This is a genomic window from Actinomyces sp. oral taxon 448 str. F0400, from assembly GCF_000220835.1.
Lineage (GTDB): Bacteria > Actinomycetota > Actinomycetes > Actinomycetales > Actinomycetaceae > Actinomyces.
Map to the genome: position 1 here is coordinate 13,997 of NZ_GL985606.1, position 16,622 is coordinate 30,618.

The following is a 16,622-nucleotide window of genomic DNA, read 5'->3' on the forward strand; positions in this document are numbered from 1 at the left end:
CGGGACCGGCGAACGGCTAAACGGGCGGCTCGACCCGCAACGCGACGCCGTCCCCCACGTCGAGCAAGTCTCCCATGTACAGCGGCGTCGGCAGGGCCGTGGCGAGCAGGACCGCGGGCAGTCCGGGGCGCAGCAGCACCGTGCCGTTGTACGAGCCCAGATCGCGGGCGAGCACATTCCAGCCGGCCGTCGTGACCAGCAGGTGGGAGCGCGAGATCAGACGGGTGGGGCTGGGCACTTCCAGCAGCACGGCCGCGGGCTCACCGCCGGGCTGGGCGCGAGGCGCGCGTCCGACGACGACGTCGCCGCGCACCGGCACGCTCAACCCGGTCGACAGGACCAGCACCGCCAGAACCGGCCGCGGGACGGGAGCCAGCCGTCCGCTCAAGGGGGCGGGGCAGCACTGGCAGGTGCGCGCATCGGGCGGGTTGGCGTGGCCCGCCGTGCAGATGGCCGCCGCGATCATAGGGATGGGCGCGACCTCCTGGTCGAGATCCGCCGTAGCGGTCGAGACCGGGGACCCGGCCGCCTCAGCACACGCGTCCAGCGCTTCGGTCGGCATCGCCAGTGCCCGGGCGGCGGGGTCATCATCGTCGGGGGAGTCGGGCGACGCCGCCACGGCTCCGCCGGTCCGCGGCGGGAGGCGGCGGCGACGGCGCCCGGATCCCGGCTCGGGATCGGAGTAGCGCGGGGCGGAGCCCGCCGGCGGAAGGTCCGGTACCGCTCCGCTGAACGCGGCCGGCGGCGGGTCCTGCCGGCTCGCGATCGCCTCGGCGTCCCTCGCATCGGCGTCCACCGGCAGGTCATCAGGGTCGATCCATACCCCGGTTTCGGCGGGATCCGGGCCCTCGGCCTCCTCCGGCCAGGCCGGCTCGTTCGCCGTCGAAGCCGCGGCGGTCGCGGCGGTAGCGGACGATGCGGCGAGCGCGGGGGGCGGGGCGTCCGTGCTCCCGCAGACGCCCGGTGGTCCGGCGATCGGGCCGCCGAGGGCGGCGAGTACCGCCCGCGCCGCTCCGGGCGGAGCATCCGCCGCGAGAACCGCCTCGCCCCAGCGGCCGACGAGACGCTCGCGCTCGCCGCCCGACGTGTTCGGCGCAGTGCCCGCAGCGCTCACAGCACCGCCTCCGGCACCAGGTCGACGACCAGGGCCGTGATGTTGTCGTGGCCGCCGGCCTCAAGCGCGGCCGCCACCGCCTCCTCGGCGGTGCGCTGGGATCGCATACCGGCGTCGAGCACGGTGATCAGGGCCTCGTCGTCGAGCTCGTCGCTTAGGCCGTCAGAGCAGACGAGCAGACGGTCCCCCGCCTGAGCGGGCACGGCCCGGATCTCGGGGACGGCCTCCTGATCCAGGCCGGCCCCCAGCGCCCGGGTGACGACGTTCTTGCGCGGGTCGCTGCGGGCCTGGGCGCGGGTGAGCTGCCCGGCGTCGACGAGCACCTGGACCTGAGAGTGGTCGTGCGAGACCTGAGTGAGGATCCCGTCACGCAGGAGGTAGACGCGCGAGTCGCCGATGTTGAAGACGATCCACGTCGCAGCATCTTTGGTCGGGCGCGCCAGGACGACGCCGGCGACGGTCGCCCCGGGCCTGTGGGCGGCGTGCGAGGGGATGGCGGCCACGGCCTCCCCCGCGGCGATCACGAAGTCGGCGACTGTCCGCTCATCGGTGACGACGGTGCCCACCAGCGGCGCGAGGGCTCCCAGGGCGGCCCGGGTGGCGGCGCGTCCGGCGGCGTGCCCGCCCATGCCGTCCACGACGACGAAGGCGGGGGCCATGGCGAGGTAGCCGTCCTCGTTGACCGTGCGATGGCGGCCGACATCGGTGGCCGCGCCGACAACGGGGACGAGGATGCCGCCCTGCGGCCGGGAGGGGGCCGGGTTCTCGCTCATTGGGCGTCTCCTCGATGCCGGATCATCAGCTGGACCGTCAGCGCTGCAGGATCTACTGTGGGCGGTCGGACGGCGCCGACGATACCGGTCCGGGCGCGCCCCGGCTCACCTCGGGTAGGCTCGTCGGCACCGGGACCCACCGGCCCCCCGATCGACCTCGACGAACCATATCCATATGCGATCTACATGGCACGTGATGGCACGTGCGGCACATGGTGTGGTCCGTGGCGTGCACGGCGGGAACCGCGAACTGGAGGACTCACCTCATGTCTCAGGCTCAGGACGACCTCGTCGCTGCGGCGAGCAACCCCAACGCAGAGCTCACGACGCTGCATGAGCTCGCCAACAACTACCCGGGGTTGCGCCCCTACATCGCGGAGAACCCACGCACTTACCCCGCGCTCCTGGAGTGGCTGGGCACGCTCGGCGACCCCGCCGTCGATGCCGCTCTGGCGCGCCGCAACGCCCCGACCCAGTCGCCGGCGGGCGCAGCGGGAGACAGCGCGACTCAGGTCATTCCCCCGTCGGCCTCGGGGCAGCCCGCGACCCAGGAACCGGAAAGCTCCTATCAGCAGCGTTCGCTCGCCGAGACGCAGCGCCAGGAGCCGATCCAGCCCGCCCAACCCCAGTACGAGCAGGCGACCCAGTACCAGCCCGCCCAACCCCAGTACGAGCAGGCGACCCAGTACCAGCCCGCTCAGCCCCAGTACGAGCAGGCGACTCAGTACCAGCCCGCCGCCCAGCCTCAGTACCAACCCGCCCAGCCCCAGTATCAGCAGGCTCAGTACCAGCAGGCGGCCCAGACGTCATCGCCCAGTCTGCTCGGCGTGGGAGAGGAGGCCGAGGCGGAGGGCTCTCCTCATTCATTCCCGTGGCTGAAGGTCCTCGGAGCGATTGCGATCGTGGTCGTCGTCGCCCTGATCGCCTGGTTCGTCATGTCGGATCACGGCGATGACGATCGCCCCGCCGGCGCGAGCAGCTCCGCGGCGGCCGAGCAGACCACGGCCGAGCAGACCCAGCAGCCCTCGAAGTCGCCCAGCGCCTCAACCACCCCGAGCGCCTCGGCCAGCCCCTCCAAGACGATCAAGGCCCCGGCCCCGGACGGCGCCACCGAGATGGACGGCTTCACCGCGCCCAGCGGCAACATCACCTGCACCCTGGGAACGGACTCGGTCACCTGCACCATCAACAAGCACGACTTCGTGCCCCAGGACGGCTCGTGCAACAACTCCTCCGGCTCGCCCTACACCGCGAGCCTCGGAGCCCAGGGCGCCGGTACCGGCAGCTGCGGCACCCCGTTCTCAAATTCCGGCAATACCCTCAACTACGGCAGCTCCGCCAAGAACGACACCTTCGCCTGCACCTCGTCGGATTCCGGCATCGAGTGCTGGAGCCAGGTCAGTGGGCAGAACTTCACCCTCTCCCGCGAGAACGCGACCTTCGCCAGCCACTAGCCGCCGACGCCGGCGAGCCGCGGAGTCATGCGGGCCGGTCGCGGCGCCGTCCGAATTCCCTCATCATTCCCCCATCATTCCGATCCTCTTCAGCGCCCGGTGGCGCCGCCGCCCGCGGTGGCGCCACCGGCTCCTTCCCGACCATCCCGCGGGCGCGGCCCACGGCCGACGAACAACCACCCATGTCCTCCACCTACGGGCGCATTCTGCGCATCCCCGGCGCCGCCGCGTTCTCGGCCGCCGGCCTTCTGGCGCGGTTCCCCATGTCCATGACGGGGATCTCCACCATCCTGGCCGTCCAGAGCCTGTACGGCAGCTACTCCGCGGCGGGCGCCGTCTCCGCGGCGAACGTCGTGGCCACCGCCGCGGGGGCGCCGATGCTGGCCAAGCTGGTGGACGAGCACGGGCAGTCCAGGGTGATGCTGCCGGCGCTGCTGATCTCCGGGACGTGCCTGCTCGGGCTCATCGTCGCCGCGGGGCGGCAGGCCGACCTGTGGCTGCTCGTCGTGCTGGCGGCGCTGGCGGGGGGCCTGTCCGGGTCGATGGGGTCTCTCGTGCGTTCGCGCTGGACGGCGGTCGTCAGCCGCCCGGAGGATGTGCACACGGCCTTCTCCCTCGAGGCCGCCTTCGACGAGGTCGCCTTCATCGTCGGACCGGTTCTGGCCACGGGCCTGTGCACCTCGTCGGCGCTGCCGGTCACAAGCGGCTGGCTGGCCACGCTCGCCCTTCAGGTCGGGGGCGGGGCGTGGTTCCTGTCCCAGCGCGGCAGTGAGCCGGTTCCCCACGCGCGCCGCCACGCCGGGAGCGCCGACGCCGGAGCCCCGGCCGGGCCTTCGCCGGCCCCGACGGGTCCGGCCGAGCCGGGCGGATCGGCGGGGCGGGCCCAGGGCACCGGCGGACATGCCGGGGGCGGCCGATCGCAGCACCCGCAGCGACCAGTGCTGCGCCACGGTGCGGTGCTCGCCGTCCTGGTCTCATTCCTGTTCTCCGGGGCCCTGTTCGGTGCGAACGACGTGGCCGCGGTGGCCTTCGCCACGGAGGCGGGTCGCACGTCGGCTTCGGGACTGGTGCTGGCGGCCTGGTCGATCGGCTCGCTCACGGCCGCGCTCGTCTACGGGTCGCGATCGTGGAGGTGGCCGTTGTGGAAGCACTTCCTCGCCAGCACCACCGGTCTGGCCGTCGGCGTCTCGCTTCTCCCGTTCGCCCCCGGCCTCCTCGCGCTGGGCGCGCTCATGGCCGCCGCGGGCACGACGATCGCCCCCACCGTGACCACCGGCAACAACATCGTCCAGGCCACCGTGGCGCCCGCGCAGCTCACCGAGGGGCTGGCGTGGATCAGCACGGCGCTGAACGTCGGGGTGTCCCTGGGCTCGATGGCGGGTGGCCGCGCGGTCGACGACGCCGGAAGCCACGGGGGGTACCTGGTGGTCGCCGTCTGCGGCTGGCTCTCCGTGGCGGCCGCCCTGGCCGGGCTGCGGGCCCTGCGTCAGGCGCACGCGCATCCTGGCCCGCCCCGCTGACCCGCCCGGCGCCGGTGAGGGAGTGGCGGGACGGGGCCGTAGACTGCGACGAGTGGATGAGAGCATGCGGATCGAGCCGGCCGGGCCGGCCGCCCCCCGTCCCGGCATCGACCGGCTTCTGACCCCTCTTCCCGTGCAGGCGATGGGCTGGATTCTCCTCATCGCCAGCGTCTACCCCCGTCTGTGGGACAAGGACGGGGGTCGGCTGTTCAAGCTCGACGCGTGGGTCTACTACCACGCCGTCGCCCAATGGTTCGACGGTGGAAGCCTGTACGACTGGTACGCCAACCCCGCCGAGCATCTGTGGCCATTCACCTACCCGCCCTTCGCAGCCTGGTCGCTGACACCTTTGACCTGGGGCGGCGACCGCACCGCCCAGGTGCTCCTGACCGCGGCCACACCGGTGTGCGCCGCGATGAGCGCGTGGGCGACGGCGCGCGCCCTCGGGGTCGGGCAGCGGCGGGCTCTCGCGGCGGCGCCATGGCTCGGCCTGGCGGGCGGGATTCTCCTCGAGCCGATCTACAAGACGATGGAGTACGGGCAGGTCAACGCGATCCTCATGCTTCTGGTCGCCGTCGATCTGCTGGTCGTGCCGGCCCGGTCGTGCTGGCGCGGTGTGGGCACGGGGCTGGCCGCGGCGTTCAAGCTGACTCCGGCGATCGGAGTCGTCCTGCTGCTGGCGCGGCGCGAGTGGCGGGCCGCGGCCACGATGGCGGGCACGGCGATCGGAGCCACCGCTCTGTGCTGGCTGGTGCGGCCCGAGGAGTCCTCCCGGTTCTTCTTCTCCGCGATGCTCGATCCCTCCCGCGCGGGCTTCGCCGATTACGCGGGCAACCAGAACCTCAAAGGGGCGGTCGCCCGGTGGTTGCCCGAGCAGCTGTGGATCCCCGTATGGACGGCGGCGGTCGTCGTGGTCGCCCTGGGGGCGTGGCTCCTGCTGCGCCGCCTGGAGACGCTGCGGGGGCCGACGTCGGCGCAGGCCGCGCCCTCGACCCCCTCGGAATTCTCAGGGTCCTCGGCGCGGACGACGCCGACCCCCGCCACGGGCGCCCCGCAGGAGGGTCTCATCCTGGCGCTGCAGGTGACCACCGCAATGGTCCTGGGACTGCTGGTCTCGCCGATCACCTGGTCGCACCACTGGGTGTGGTGCCTGCCCGCTCTCATGACGCTGACGGCGGCCGCGCGGCGCTGGCGCTCACCGGCGCTGGCCGCCAGTGCGGTGGCGGGCCTGGCGGTATTCGGGCTGGCCATGCAGTGGTGGTTCCCCGGTCAGAACCATGTGGAGCAGGAGTGGCCCTTGTGGGCCACCGTCGTCGGCTCCTCATACACCTGGTGGGCATTGGCCGCCGGGGTGGTCCTGTGGACGGCGGCGGGGGATTCCACGGCACGGAGCCGGGCCCGCGCCCTCTCCCCCGCCGCGTGCCCGCGCGAGCCGGCCGCCCCTTAGGATCTGCCCGTGCCACTCTCCGACCTCGTCCGCGCCGTGACGGACCAGTTCCATCGCGACACGATCCCCGTGCTCAAGCGGCGCGGCTGGCGCCCGCGCGTCATCGCCTACGACGGCTACGGCTCGGCCGCCCCCGCGGGAGCCTCCCGCCGCCCCGAGGGAGGACGGGCCGGAAGCGGGAAGACGCCGTCGGACATGGCGAGGGTGCTCGCCCGCATGGTGCTGCGCCCGTCGAACGCCCCGGCCGAGGGCCCGCTGTTCCGCTCCGTGCCCGAGGAGCTGCCGACGTCAGCGCGCGACGTGCGGGACGTGCGCGATCTGGCGGCCATGAATCTTCTGGAGGCTCAGCGCGGTTGGCGTCTGTTCGTGGACGCCCCCGTCCCCTACCTGCCGGTGACCATCCGCGTCGGGGCGGCGGGCGTGCGCACGCGAGCGGACCGGGAGGGCTACGTCGACGTCGTCGTGCGCGGGCACGGCCTGAGCCCCGGGTGGCACGAGGCCCGCATCGAGGCGACCGGCGCCGGCACGGCGGTCACCCGGATCCTGGTGGTAGCGCCCGGACCCCGCCTGGGCGTCGTCTCCGACATCGACGACACGGCCATGGTCTCCCACGTGCCGCGCATGTTCGTCGCCGCCTGGAACCAGCTGGTGAAATACACATCCTCGCGCGAGCCCGTGCCGGGCATGGCCGAACTGCTCACCCGGGCCCAACGGGCGCACCCGGGAGCGCCGGTCATCTATCTGTCGACCGGCGCGTGGAATGTCGTGCCCACCCACCGCTCCTTCTTCGAGCGCCACGGCTTCCCCTCCGGGCCGATGCTCATGACCGACTGGGGGCCGACCAACACGGGTCTGTTCCGCTCGGGCATCGAGCACAAGCGCACGGGGCTTCGGCGCCTCATGATCGACCTGCCCGACGTGGTCTGGCTGCTGGTGGGAGACGACGGCCAGCACGACCCGCTCATCTACTCCGAGGTGGTGCGCGAGCACTCCGATCGGGTGGCGGCGGTGGCGATCCGCCGCCTGACGCCGGCCCAGCACGTCCTGGCCGGGGCCCAGCTGGTGCACCCCATGGGGGTGGGGCCGGCGTCGCGCACGCTCGCCGAGGCGAATGTCCCGTTCGTCGTCGGGGCGGACGGCTACGAGCTGGCCCGCATGTTGCCGCCCGGCCTGCTCGCCGGACCGGAGGACGAGTAGAGGGCGCGGTCCCACGGGAAGCGGCTCTCGACCGACCGGTCCGGGCCGCGCCCGTCGGCCGACGGGCGCGGGTAATGCGGTTGGCATGGTGGATCACGGGGTTGAGGATCAGTTGGCTCATGTGGCTGAGCGGGTGGTGGGGGCGCAGCGGGATGCGGATACTGCGCAGCGGGTGCGGCGAGGCGGACGAGCTGGAAGTGAAGAGGTCCTCCAGAGGCGGCGAGGTGTCGGCGGTGGTCGATGCTGCGGGTCGTGTGCGGGATGTGTCGTTCGGATCGGCGTGTCGGGAGTCGGATGAGGCCGGGTTGTCGCGGGTGGTGATGGAGGCGATCGAGGCGGGTCGGCGTCGGGCGGCCGGTGAGGTGGAGAGTGTGGTGCATCGGTACGCGGGTGAGGACACGGCGCTGGGACGGGGGATGCTGGACGCCTACCGGCAGGTGGCGGGTCCGCCTCCGCCCGAGCAGCCGCAGCAGCCGCAGGAAGGCGCGCCAGGACCGGATCGGGCCGGAGGCAAGCGACGACGTGGCGGGCCGAGCATGATCGTCCCGGGCCGAGGATGAGACAGCCAGCCGGCACCTCTGTGCGTGCCGGCGTACACGGCGGTCAAGGCGGCTGCTGATGGGATGATGGAGGCGGCTGCGGGCGGCATCTGCGGTAGCGCGCAGCGTTTGAGGCGGGCGGCGGCCGGGTTGGAGGGCGCCGATGAGGACGCGGCGGCCGATGCCAGGGCGATCGGCGGGTCATTGGGGCAGCCGGGGCTCTCCGCCGCGCCGGTGGGCGGGTGAGTGGACCGCGGGGAGTCCGCATCGCTTCCGATTGGATACGCTCGCATTGTCGCCGATGACGGTACTCCTATGCCGAGCGCAATCACAGATGTGGGGCGTCACGCCTATGATCGCATCACCACCTGAGATGATCATGGAGTCAGCGACGCCGCAATTCGGGACGCCGCTGCAAGCCCGGAAAAAATTGTGCGAATTCATGAGAACAACACCTGGAGGGTTATAGGAGCTGATGCTGTTGTCGTCGTCAATGAAGTCAATGAACACCTAAAATAATCACAGCCTGGCCTGCGAGCAGTCGAGGACGGAGGTATCCATGAACGTCTACGACCGGTTCCCGAACGAGTCCATGAGAAGCCTTCTTATGGAGGTGCCGAATGAGAATGATCCGCAGCTGACGCGAGCCCTGCACGAACAGTCCACACTGACCCGAGAACAGGTGGACCGCATCGACACCGCATGCTGCAGGGAAATGAGATTCGTGGGGGACGGCAAGGACATCCCGACAGAACGTTCGATCAGACTGGAGAACATCATCGACGTACTCTACGAGACCTGGCCAACAGACATGATGGAAACGCCCTCAAAGCAGGACGCACCATCAAAAGGCGATAAGACGACTACATGAAAATGTATTCACGCGTACGTGAAGGCATCTTCGTGGAGACCGCGCACGCTACCGCTCCAAAAGACGCGCACTGGCTGAAGGACCCAAGCCCGACGGCACGCCCCACGCCATCCTCGACCTGAGCGAACCCGACGACCCCGCCTCCTGGTTCCCCAACGGAGCCGAGGACATCGCGGTCCGGGGTCCGGCTTCTTGACGCTATCGTGAGAAACGAATCCATCGCCCCGCCGACCGGAACCCTCGGGTCACCCCCGCCGGCCGAAGCCTCCAGCCGGGGCTCCGCCCACCGCGCAATCGGGACGCCGACCGACTCCGAGGACCGCCCGGCCCGCTAGGCTCGCCCCCAGCGCCACGACACCACCACTGTGAGGAGACCTCTATGACCAGCAAGCTGCCTTTCGTCATCGGCCTCGGCGCCGGCTACGTCCTGGGGACGCGCGCCGGTCGCGCCCAGTACGAGCGCATCAAGACCGCAGCGTCGCGGGTCGCCGAGAAGCCCTTCGTGCGGAACAAGGTCGACGCCGCCTCCGATCGGGCGGGCCAGTTCGTCCGCCGGCAGGGCGAGGCCGTCACCAACAAGGTCGCCGACGCCGTCAAGGAGCGCTTCTTCGCCGGGCCGACGAACCGCGCCGCCGCCCCCTCCCCCGCCGTTCACGTCGACGACGCCGAGGTCCGCCCCGTCAACGGCTGACCCGGTTTCCTCCCCCACCGGCAAGCCGGCCGAGCCCGCCGAGGTCGGCCGGACGACGCCGGTCGCGCCGGCTCGACTACAGATCCTCGACGTCGAGGGGCTCGTGCCGTCGCAGCGGTCTCAACGCCTGGCGGCGGACCTGACGCGGCACCAGCAGTCTGCGCCAGCCCGACCACGCCGTGCCGCCGTACGGCGCCCAGCCGCCGCGGACGGCCGGACCACCGGCGGCGGCCAGGCGCGCCGCGCGACGTCGTTCCCGGTCCCCCACGACGGGCAGCCGCCATGAGCGCCAGTAGGCCACCAGGCAGGTCCCCGCCCCCACCACTGCGGCCGCCACCATCGCGTACGCCTCCGGCAGGCCCACCCGGACGGACGCCACCGCCGTGCCCGCCGCGCACAGGGCGGGCACGGCGTAGAGCTTGTTCCCGCCGAAGACCGCCGGCGTCTCGCCCACGGACACGTCGCGCACCATGGAGCCGCCCACCGCCGTCAGGCACCCCAGCAGCAGCGCGGGCATGACGCCCAGCCCGCTGTCCAACGCCTTGGCGGCGCCGGTGGCGGCCCACGTGCCCAGAACCACGGCATCGGCGACGACGAGGAACCGGCGAGCGAGCCGAGAGGTGAAGGGCGCCCACCAGGCGATGAGCGCCCCCGTGCAGGCGGTGTACAGGTAGTAGGGGTCGGTCAGCGCGAAGGGCGGGCCGGCCTGGATCATGACGTCGCGCAAGATCCCGCCGCCGGTCGCCGTGAGGATCGCCAGGATGACGAATCCGACGAGGTCGTAGTTCTTGCGCCGGGCGATCAGGCCGCCGAGGATGCCGTTGAGGAGCACGCCGGACAAATCGAGGACGCGGAAGGTCTCGGGCAGCGTGTCCGGAACGACGAGCTGAGCGGGAAGCACGCGGCAACCCTACGACGCCGCCCGAACGACGCCCGATGGCGACGCACCCCGCCGGCCCGGCACCGCCCACGCGCCGTCTCGACGCATCCCCGCCCCGCCGCTGTTCGGGCGGGCGAAGCTGCGAATGGACCCGACGGCCGTCATCGGCAAGACTCGAGCAGTGTCCACGCCGTCCTCGCCCCGCTACACCCCGCCCAAGGACCTGAGCGCCTACGCCTGGCTGTCGATCGGCGCGGCGGTGACGACCATCGCCCTCAAGGCGTTCGCCGCGTGGCTCACCGGCTCGGTCGGGCTGCTGTCCGACGCCGCGGAGTCGGTGGTCAACCTGGTGGCCGCCGTCGTGGCGCTCATCGTCCTGAAGATCGCGATCAGGCCGGCCGACGACGACCACCAGTTCGGGCACTCCAAGGCCGAGTACTTCTCGGCCATCACCGAGGGCGTCATGATCTTCGTGGCGGCCGCGTTCATCATCATCTCCGCCGTCGAGCGACTCATCACCCCCGTCATGCCCGAGCAGCTGAGCGTGGGGCTGATCATCTCCGTGGGCGCCTCAGCCGTCAACGGAGCGGTCTCCTGGGTGCTCCGCCGGGCGGGCAGGAGGGAGGGGTCCGCGGCACTGCTGGCGGACGCCAAGCACCTGGCCACCGACGTCGTCACCTCCGCCGCGGTTCTGGTGGGCGTCGGGCTCGTGGCCCTCGTCGGCTCGCCCGTCCTCGACGCCGTTGTCGCCCTGGGGGCGGGCCTGAACATCATGTGGACCGGCTTCAAGCTCATCCGAGAATCCGTGGGCGGGCTCATGGACGCGGCGCCCGGCGGGCAGGCGCAGGCGCGGATCGAGGAGGTGCTGGACGAGCACCGGCGCGCCGGGCGGATCGACTTCCACGCGGTGCGCCTGCGCGAGGCGGGCAACCGGCGCTTCGCGCACCTGCACGTGCTCGTCCCGGGCGAGTGGAGCGTGAAGAGGGGGCACGACTTCACCGAACGCGTCATCGACGACCTGGTCGCGGTGGACCCGAATCTGCGGGTCTCCGCACACCTGGAGCCGATCGAGGACCCCAAGAGCTACGAGGACGTCGAGGACGTGTGACCGGCCGTGGGCCATCCCGCCGTTCGCCTCGACTCGGCGAGGACGCCGACGGGTCGGGGGCGGACGCGCGCACGCCCCCGCGTGATGCGGTCGAGCGCGGCCCTCCCCGTCCGCGGCCGCGGACGGCGCTCACGACTCACAGTCGACACTCAGGGCGATCTCCCGCACTCGACAGGATGCGCCGCTGTGATAGTGCCACGTCGGGGCGCTCGCCCTGTCGAGGAGCGTATCGTCGCTCCGCCTGACCACGACCGGAAGGCTCTTTCATGTCCACGACCGCGCCCGCGTCCGAATCGCTGACTCGCAGCGCCCGCATCCGCACCGCCGTCGAGGGGTTCAGCGTCCTGCAACTGCTCGTCCTGATCGGCACGACCCTGCTCGTCCTGCTCGGGGCCCTGCTCGGCGGACGAGCCTACGTGGCGGCGGCCGACTCCGGCGGGCTGGTCTCCCAACCGGCGGTCACCACCGCCACCGGCACCACGGTCGAGCCGCGCGAGCCCGCGACGCGGTCCCGTCAGTTCTGAGGCCCGCACAGCTCGCTTTCCGATCGGACGGTTCCGCCCGGTCCCGAGCCGTGCCAGACTCGGGTTATGAATGCAATGAGGCTCACGGGGACGGCACCGTCCCTCCGCTATCGATCGGCCATCGAAACCGCGCACCCGTGGCGGGATCCCGGGCACGTCGTCGTCGAAACCTGCGTGGAGGACATCGAGGGCGTCCGCGTGTCCGCGCGCGCCGGCGCCGACCGTGCGGAGCTGTGCGACAACCTCGCTGCCGGGGGGACGACGCCGTCCATCGGCGCAGTGGAGGCGGCGATCTTCGCGGCCGCCGAGGAGGTGACGCACCGTCGGGCGGTGGCTGGCGTCCACTGGGCCACCGGGCCGGCGAGCGCGCCCTTCGGTCTGCGCATCATGATCCGCCCCAGAGGCGGCTCCTTCGTCTTCGACGCCGATGAGGTCCGCGCCATGATGGCTGACGTGCGCCGGATAGCGGCTCTGGCACGGCAGATGAGTGAGTTCACGCGCCCGCAGCGGGTCGGCGGGCCGAAGCAGGCGCTGCCGCCGGCGGTCGACCTCGGTTTCGTCATGGGGGCGCTGACCGACGAGCATGCGATTGACCGCGGACTGCTGCGTCTGCTCGTCGACTTCGCTGAGGGCGCACCGGTGACCTTCTCCAAGGCTATCGACGTGACGCGCGACCCGATCGAGGCCTACGGGGACCTGGGCGGGCTCGGCGTGGATTATGTCCTGACTTCGGGCGGTGCGACGACCGCCCTCGACGGCGCCGAGGTGCTCAGCGGCATGGTCGCCGCCGGCCGCGGCAGCACGGGCCCGAAGGTCATCGCGGCCGGATCGGTGCGCCCGGAAACGGTGAGGCAGGTGGTGGAGGCCAGCGGCGTGCGGGAGGTCCACATGCGCTGCTCCATGCCCGGAGCGACGTGGCGGGAGCCGCAGCGCACGGAGGAGGCTCAGGTGCGACGCGCCGTCGAGGCTGCGCGCACACTCGACCCGCATTGACTCTGCGCGTGCGCCCCGCCTTCGCGCGTACCGTCCTGCGTACGCCGTGCCCGCCGCGGCGTCAACCCTCGTCGGTGTCCGCCGCCTCACGCACGGCGCGGGCTGCCTCGACCAGGTGGCGCAGACTGGACTCGGTCTCGGCGTAGGCGCGCGTCTTGAGACCGCAGTCGGGGTTGGCCCACAGCTTCTCAATGCCCAGCGCCGCCGCGGCTCGCTCGAGCAGGTCGGTGCACTCGGCCGCACTGGGCACGCGCGGGGAGTGGATGTCCCACACGCCCGGGCCGAGCTGACGTTCGAAGCCGCGAGCAGCGACGGCCGGCAGGATGTCCATGCGGGAGCGGGAGGCTTCGATGGAGGTGACGTCGGCGTCGAGGTGGTCGACGGCGTCGATGACGACGTCGAATTCGGAGTAGCACAGGTGGGTGTGGATCTGGGTGGACGGGGCCGCGCCCCCGGTGGCCAGGCGGAAGGAGCCGACCGACCACTCCAGGTAGGCGGGCCGGTCGGCGCGCCGCAGCGGCAGGGTCTCGCGGAGGGCGGGCTCGTCGACCTGCACCACCGGGATGCCGGCCGCCTCCAGGTCGCTTACTTCGGCGCGCAGGGCGAGGCCCAGCTGGTCGGCGACCTGAGCGCGCGGGATGTCGTCGCGCACGAAGGACCAGGCCATGATGGTCACAGGACCGGTGAGCATGCCCTTCATGGGCCTGTCGGTCAACGACTGGGCGTAGGCGGACCAGGCGACCGTCATCGGTTCGGGCCGGGAGATGTCGCCCCAGAGGATGGACGGCCGGGTGCAGCGCGACCCGTAGGACTGGACCCAGCCGTGCTCGGTGACGGCGAAGCCGTCGAGGAGCTCGGCGAAGTACTGGACCATGTCGTTGCGCTCGGCCTCACCGTGAACGAGGACGTCCAGGCCGATCTCCTCCTGAAGGCGCACGACGCGTGCGATCTCGGCCCGCATGGCCGCCTCGTAGCCGGCGTCGTCGAGCTCGCCGCGGCGGTGGGCGGCGCGGGCGCTGCGGATCTCGGCGGTCTGCGGGAAGGACCCGATGGTCGTCGTCGGCAGGACGGGCAGGCCGAGCCGGGAGTCCTGGGCCGCCTTCCGCTCGGCGTAAGGGGCGCGGGTGCGGTCGGCCCGGGTGACGGCCAGGACGGCGGCGCGCACCTCGCCGCGGTTGACGCCGGGGTGGGCGGCGCGCTCGGCGCGCAGTCGGGCGTCCTCGGCGAGTTCGCCGGTGATGGCCTCGCGTCCCTCGGCCAGAGCGCGGGCGAGAACCCGGACCTCGGCGACCTTCTGATCGGCGAAGGCGAGCCAGGATCGGATGTCGTCGGGCATGCGGGTCTCGCGCTCGGCGTCGTGCGGCACGTGCTGGAGCGAGGTGGAGGTGCCCACGACGATGGGGACGGTCTCGGGCAGCGCGTCGCGCAGGGACTCCAGCGTGGCCAGGGCGACCTCCAGGTCGGTGCGCCAGATGTTGCGTCCGCAAACCACGCCGGCGACGACGCTCTTGCCGTCCAGTCCCGCCAGGTCGGCGGCGTCGGGCAGCTCGCCTGCGACGAGATCGATGGCGAGGCCCTCGATGCCGGTGCTGGCGAGGACCGGCAGGGCATCCCCCAAAGACCCGTAGCTGCCGGCCACGAGCACTCGAGGGCGTTCGGTGATGGCGGAGATCCACGTGTAGGCGTCGGCGACGGCGGCCAGGACGTCCTCGCGCGGGGTGTCCCAGGCGTCGCAGACGAGGGCGGGCTCATCGAGCTGGACCCACTCGGCGCCGGCGGCCCACAGGTCGGCTAGAAGGTGGCCGTAGGCGGACAGGACGTCGTGCAGGCGGTCGAGGGGCCGGAAGCCGGGGGCTGCGCCGTCGGCGGCCTTGGCGAGCAGCAGGTAGGTGACGGGGCCGACGACGACGGGTCGCGGCACCGGTTCACCGGCGGCCAGTGCTTCCAGAACCTGTGAGACCGGACCGTCGGTGGGATCGACGGCACCGAAGCCGGGGATGTAATCGATGGGGGTGTCCTCGTCGAGCTCGGGGACGAGGTAGTGGTAGTTCGAGTCGAGCCACTTGGTCATCTCCAGGGCGGCGCGGTCGTCCTCGCCGCGGGCGGCGGCGAAGAAGCCGGGCAGGGAGGTGCCCGGGTGGCTTTCGGCGTCGGCGGAGGGGTTGGAGGCGGCGCCGGCCCCTCCGCGCAGGTCGGCGAAGCGCGGCGGCAGGGCGCCGAAGGCGGTGGTGACCTGGAGGACCTGGTCGTAGTAGGTGAAGTCCGCCGGGACGGCCGAGGCCCCGGCCAGGCCCAGCTCGCGCAGGTGGGCGCGGGTGCCGGTGCGCAGGTCGGCGGCGCGCTCGCGCAGCCCGGAGACGTCGAGGGCTCCCTTCCAGTACGACTCGACGGCGCGCTTGAGTTCGCGGTCGGGGCCGATGCGGGGATAGCCGAGGATCGTGGCTGCCGGCAGGGGGGCTGTGGGGACGGTCATGTGTTCTCTTCCTTGGAGTTGACTGGCAGGAGCGCGGAGGCGACCGCGAGCGGGCGCCCGGTTCGGGGGCGACGAGGTGGCGGAGCGGCGCCTTACGGCCTCGTCGCCCCGGGCATTCGGCCGCTCGGTCCCCGGTCCCCGCCGGGGGTCGCGTTGAGGTAGTCACGGCGGACTTCGCGCTGGACTGCGGTGTCCGGAGTGGATCCTGTGAGGATCCCGCCCAGGCGCAGGTGGGAGATGACGTCGAGCGCCGGGCGCACGCGGTTGAAGGTGTAGAGGTGGACGCCGGGGGCGCCGCCGTCGAGCACCGCGGAGGCGAGGTTGAGGGTGGCGTCGATACCGGCCGCGGCCGCGGCCGGGCCGTCGGCGCGCCCCAGGGTGCGCGCCAGGTCGGGCGGGACGGCCACACCGGTCAGGGCCTCCAGGCGGGTCAGTCTCCTGAGGTCGGTCAGCGGGATGATTCCGGGGAGGATGGGCATGGTGACCCCGGAGTAGAGGGCGGCGCGCCGCAGCGCCAGGTAGTCGTCCGGGTCGTAGAAGACCTGGGTGATGGCCAGGTCGGCCCCGGCGGCCTGTTTGGCGGACAGCACCTCGATGCCGGTGCCGTGGTCGATGTCGGCCGGGTAGGCGGCGACGGCGATCTGGATGTGCCGGGCGCCGTCGTCGAAGTACTCGGCCTCGACTTCGCGGATGACGCGCACGAGGTCGTCGGCGTGGGGTAGGTCGCCGACGACGTCGTCGGCGACCAGACCCGGCGGCGGGTCGCCTCGCAGCGCCAGGAAGCGGCGCACGCCCATGTCGAGGAAGCGGTGCACGATCTCGATGACGTTGTCCTTGCGGTAGCCGATGCAGGTCAGGTGCGTCATGAGCGGGACGTCGGAGTGGGTGGCGACGTGAGTGATGACGTCCTCAGCGGGGTTGTGCCCGCGGTTGACGTGGATAGGGGGGCGCGCTGCGTGCGGCGCGCCCGGGGCGGGCACGGCGCCAGACACAGGGGGGCGCGCTGCGTGCGGCGCGCCCGGGGCGGGCACGGCGCCA

Annotated in this window: 16 protein-coding genes; 11 read left to right on the forward strand and 5 right to left on the reverse strand. The window is 72.2% G+C overall.

The features are described from left to right. Positions 1–16: 16 nt before the first annotated feature. On the reverse strand, positions 17–1,114 hold the full coding sequence (locus HMPREF9062_RS12700; RefSeq protein WP_009409544.1) for an FHA domain-containing protein: 1,098 nt from the start codon (positions 1,112–1,114) through the stop codon (positions 17–19). Then, a complete protein-coding gene (locus tag HMPREF9062_RS00085; protein ID WP_009409545.1) occupies positions 1,111–1,887 on the reverse strand; it encodes a PP2C family protein-serine/threonine phosphatase in 777 nt (258 codons plus the stop codon). Before HMPREF9062_RS00085 ends, HMPREF9062_RS12700 begins: the two co-directional genes overlap by 4 nt. A 266-nt stretch (positions 1,888–2,153) precedes the next feature. Between HMPREF9062_RS00085 and HMPREF9062_RS00090 the strand changes: the two genes are divergently transcribed. The 8 genes from HMPREF9062_RS00090 to HMPREF9062_RS00125 all read left to right on the forward strand — a co-directional run bounded on the left by HMPREF9062_RS00090 (position 2,154) and on the right by HMPREF9062_RS00125 (position 9,606). Then, positions 2,154–3,341 carry a hypothetical protein gene (locus HMPREF9062_RS00090; protein WP_034253362.1) on the forward strand — a complete coding sequence of 396 codons (1,188 nt, stop codon included), beginning with the start codon at positions 2,154–2,156 and terminating at the stop codon, positions 3,339–3,341. Positions 3,342–3,523: 182 nt separating this feature from the next. Beyond that, entirely contained in the window at positions 3,524–4,861 is a 1,338-nt protein-coding gene (locus tag HMPREF9062_RS00095) for an MFS transporter (protein ID WP_009409547.1), read from the forward strand. Between the two features lie 52 nt (positions 4,862–4,913). Next, a complete protein-coding gene (locus HMPREF9062_RS00100) occupies positions 4,914–6,308 on the forward strand; it encodes a glycosyltransferase 87 family protein (protein WP_009409548.1) in 1,395 nt (464 codons plus the stop codon). Positions 6,309–6,317: 9 nt separating this feature from the next. Beyond that, entirely contained in the window at positions 6,318–7,505 is a 1,188-nt protein-coding gene (locus tag HMPREF9062_RS00105) for an App1 family protein (RefSeq protein ID WP_009409549.1), read from the forward strand. A gap of 152 nt (positions 7,506–7,657) precedes the next feature. Then, positions 7,658–8,065, forward strand: coding sequence for a YbaB/EbfC family nucleoid-associated protein (locus HMPREF9062_RS13790; RefSeq protein ID WP_367379030.1), 408 nt, complete (start codon positions 7,658–7,660; stop codon positions 8,063–8,065). A gap of 24 nt (positions 8,066–8,089) precedes the next feature. Beyond that, positions 8,090–8,290, forward strand: a complete 201-nt coding sequence (locus HMPREF9062_RS00115) for a hypothetical protein (protein ID WP_034253368.1) — start codon at positions 8,090–8,092, stop codon at positions 8,288–8,290. Between the two features lie 313 nt (positions 8,291–8,603). Further along, positions 8,604–8,915 (forward strand): hypothetical protein, encoded by a 312-nt coding sequence (locus HMPREF9062_RS00120; RefSeq protein ID WP_009409553.1) that lies wholly within the window; start codon positions 8,604–8,606, stop codon positions 8,913–8,915. A gap of 379 nt (positions 8,916–9,294) precedes the next feature. After that, complete coding sequence (locus tag HMPREF9062_RS00125) at positions 9,295–9,606, forward strand: hypothetical protein (protein ID WP_009409555.1); 312 nt, start codon at positions 9,295–9,297, stop codon at positions 9,604–9,606. Between the two features lie 76 nt (positions 9,607–9,682). Here HMPREF9062_RS00125 and HMPREF9062_RS00130 read toward each other — a convergent pair whose 3' ends face one another. Further along, positions 9,683–10,507, reverse strand: a complete 825-nt coding sequence (locus HMPREF9062_RS00130) for a trimeric intracellular cation channel family protein (protein ID WP_009409556.1) — start codon at positions 10,505–10,507, stop codon at positions 9,683–9,685. Positions 10,508–10,631: 124 nt separating this feature from the next. Between HMPREF9062_RS00130 and HMPREF9062_RS00135 the strand changes: the two genes are divergently transcribed. The 3 genes from HMPREF9062_RS00135 (at position 10,632) to HMPREF9062_RS00145 (ending at position 13,111) form a co-directional block, all read left to right on the forward strand. After that, positions 10,632–11,594: a cation diffusion facilitator family transporter gene (locus HMPREF9062_RS00135; RefSeq protein WP_009409557.1), complete on the forward strand. Its 963-nt coding sequence runs from the start codon at positions 10,632–10,634 to the stop codon at positions 11,592–11,594. A gap of 266 nt (positions 11,595–11,860) precedes the next feature. Further along, the gene (locus HMPREF9062_RS00140; protein WP_009409559.1) at positions 11,861–12,118 is read left to right on the forward strand and encodes a hypothetical protein; all 258 of its coding nucleotides are present in this window, start codon (positions 11,861–11,863) and stop codon (positions 12,116–12,118) included. A 75-nt stretch (positions 12,119–12,193) separates the two neighbouring features. Beyond that, entirely contained in the window at positions 12,194–13,111 is a 918-nt protein-coding gene (locus tag HMPREF9062_RS00145) for a copper homeostasis protein CutC (protein WP_009409560.1), read from the forward strand. Positions 13,112–13,172: 61 nt separating this feature from the next. On the opposite strand, the gene metE is transcribed toward HMPREF9062_RS00145, so the two are convergent. Then, positions 13,173–15,584: a 5-methyltetrahydropteroyltriglutamate--homocysteine S-methyltransferase gene (metE, locus tag HMPREF9062_RS00150; protein ID WP_009409561.1), complete on the reverse strand. Its 2,412-nt coding sequence runs from the start codon at positions 15,582–15,584 to the stop codon at positions 13,173–13,175. Between the two features lie 92 nt (positions 15,585–15,676). Continuing rightward, on the reverse strand, positions 15,677–16,622 hold a 946-nt coding region (locus HMPREF9062_RS00155; RefSeq protein ID WP_253270616.1), incomplete at its 5' end, for a methylenetetrahydrofolate reductase.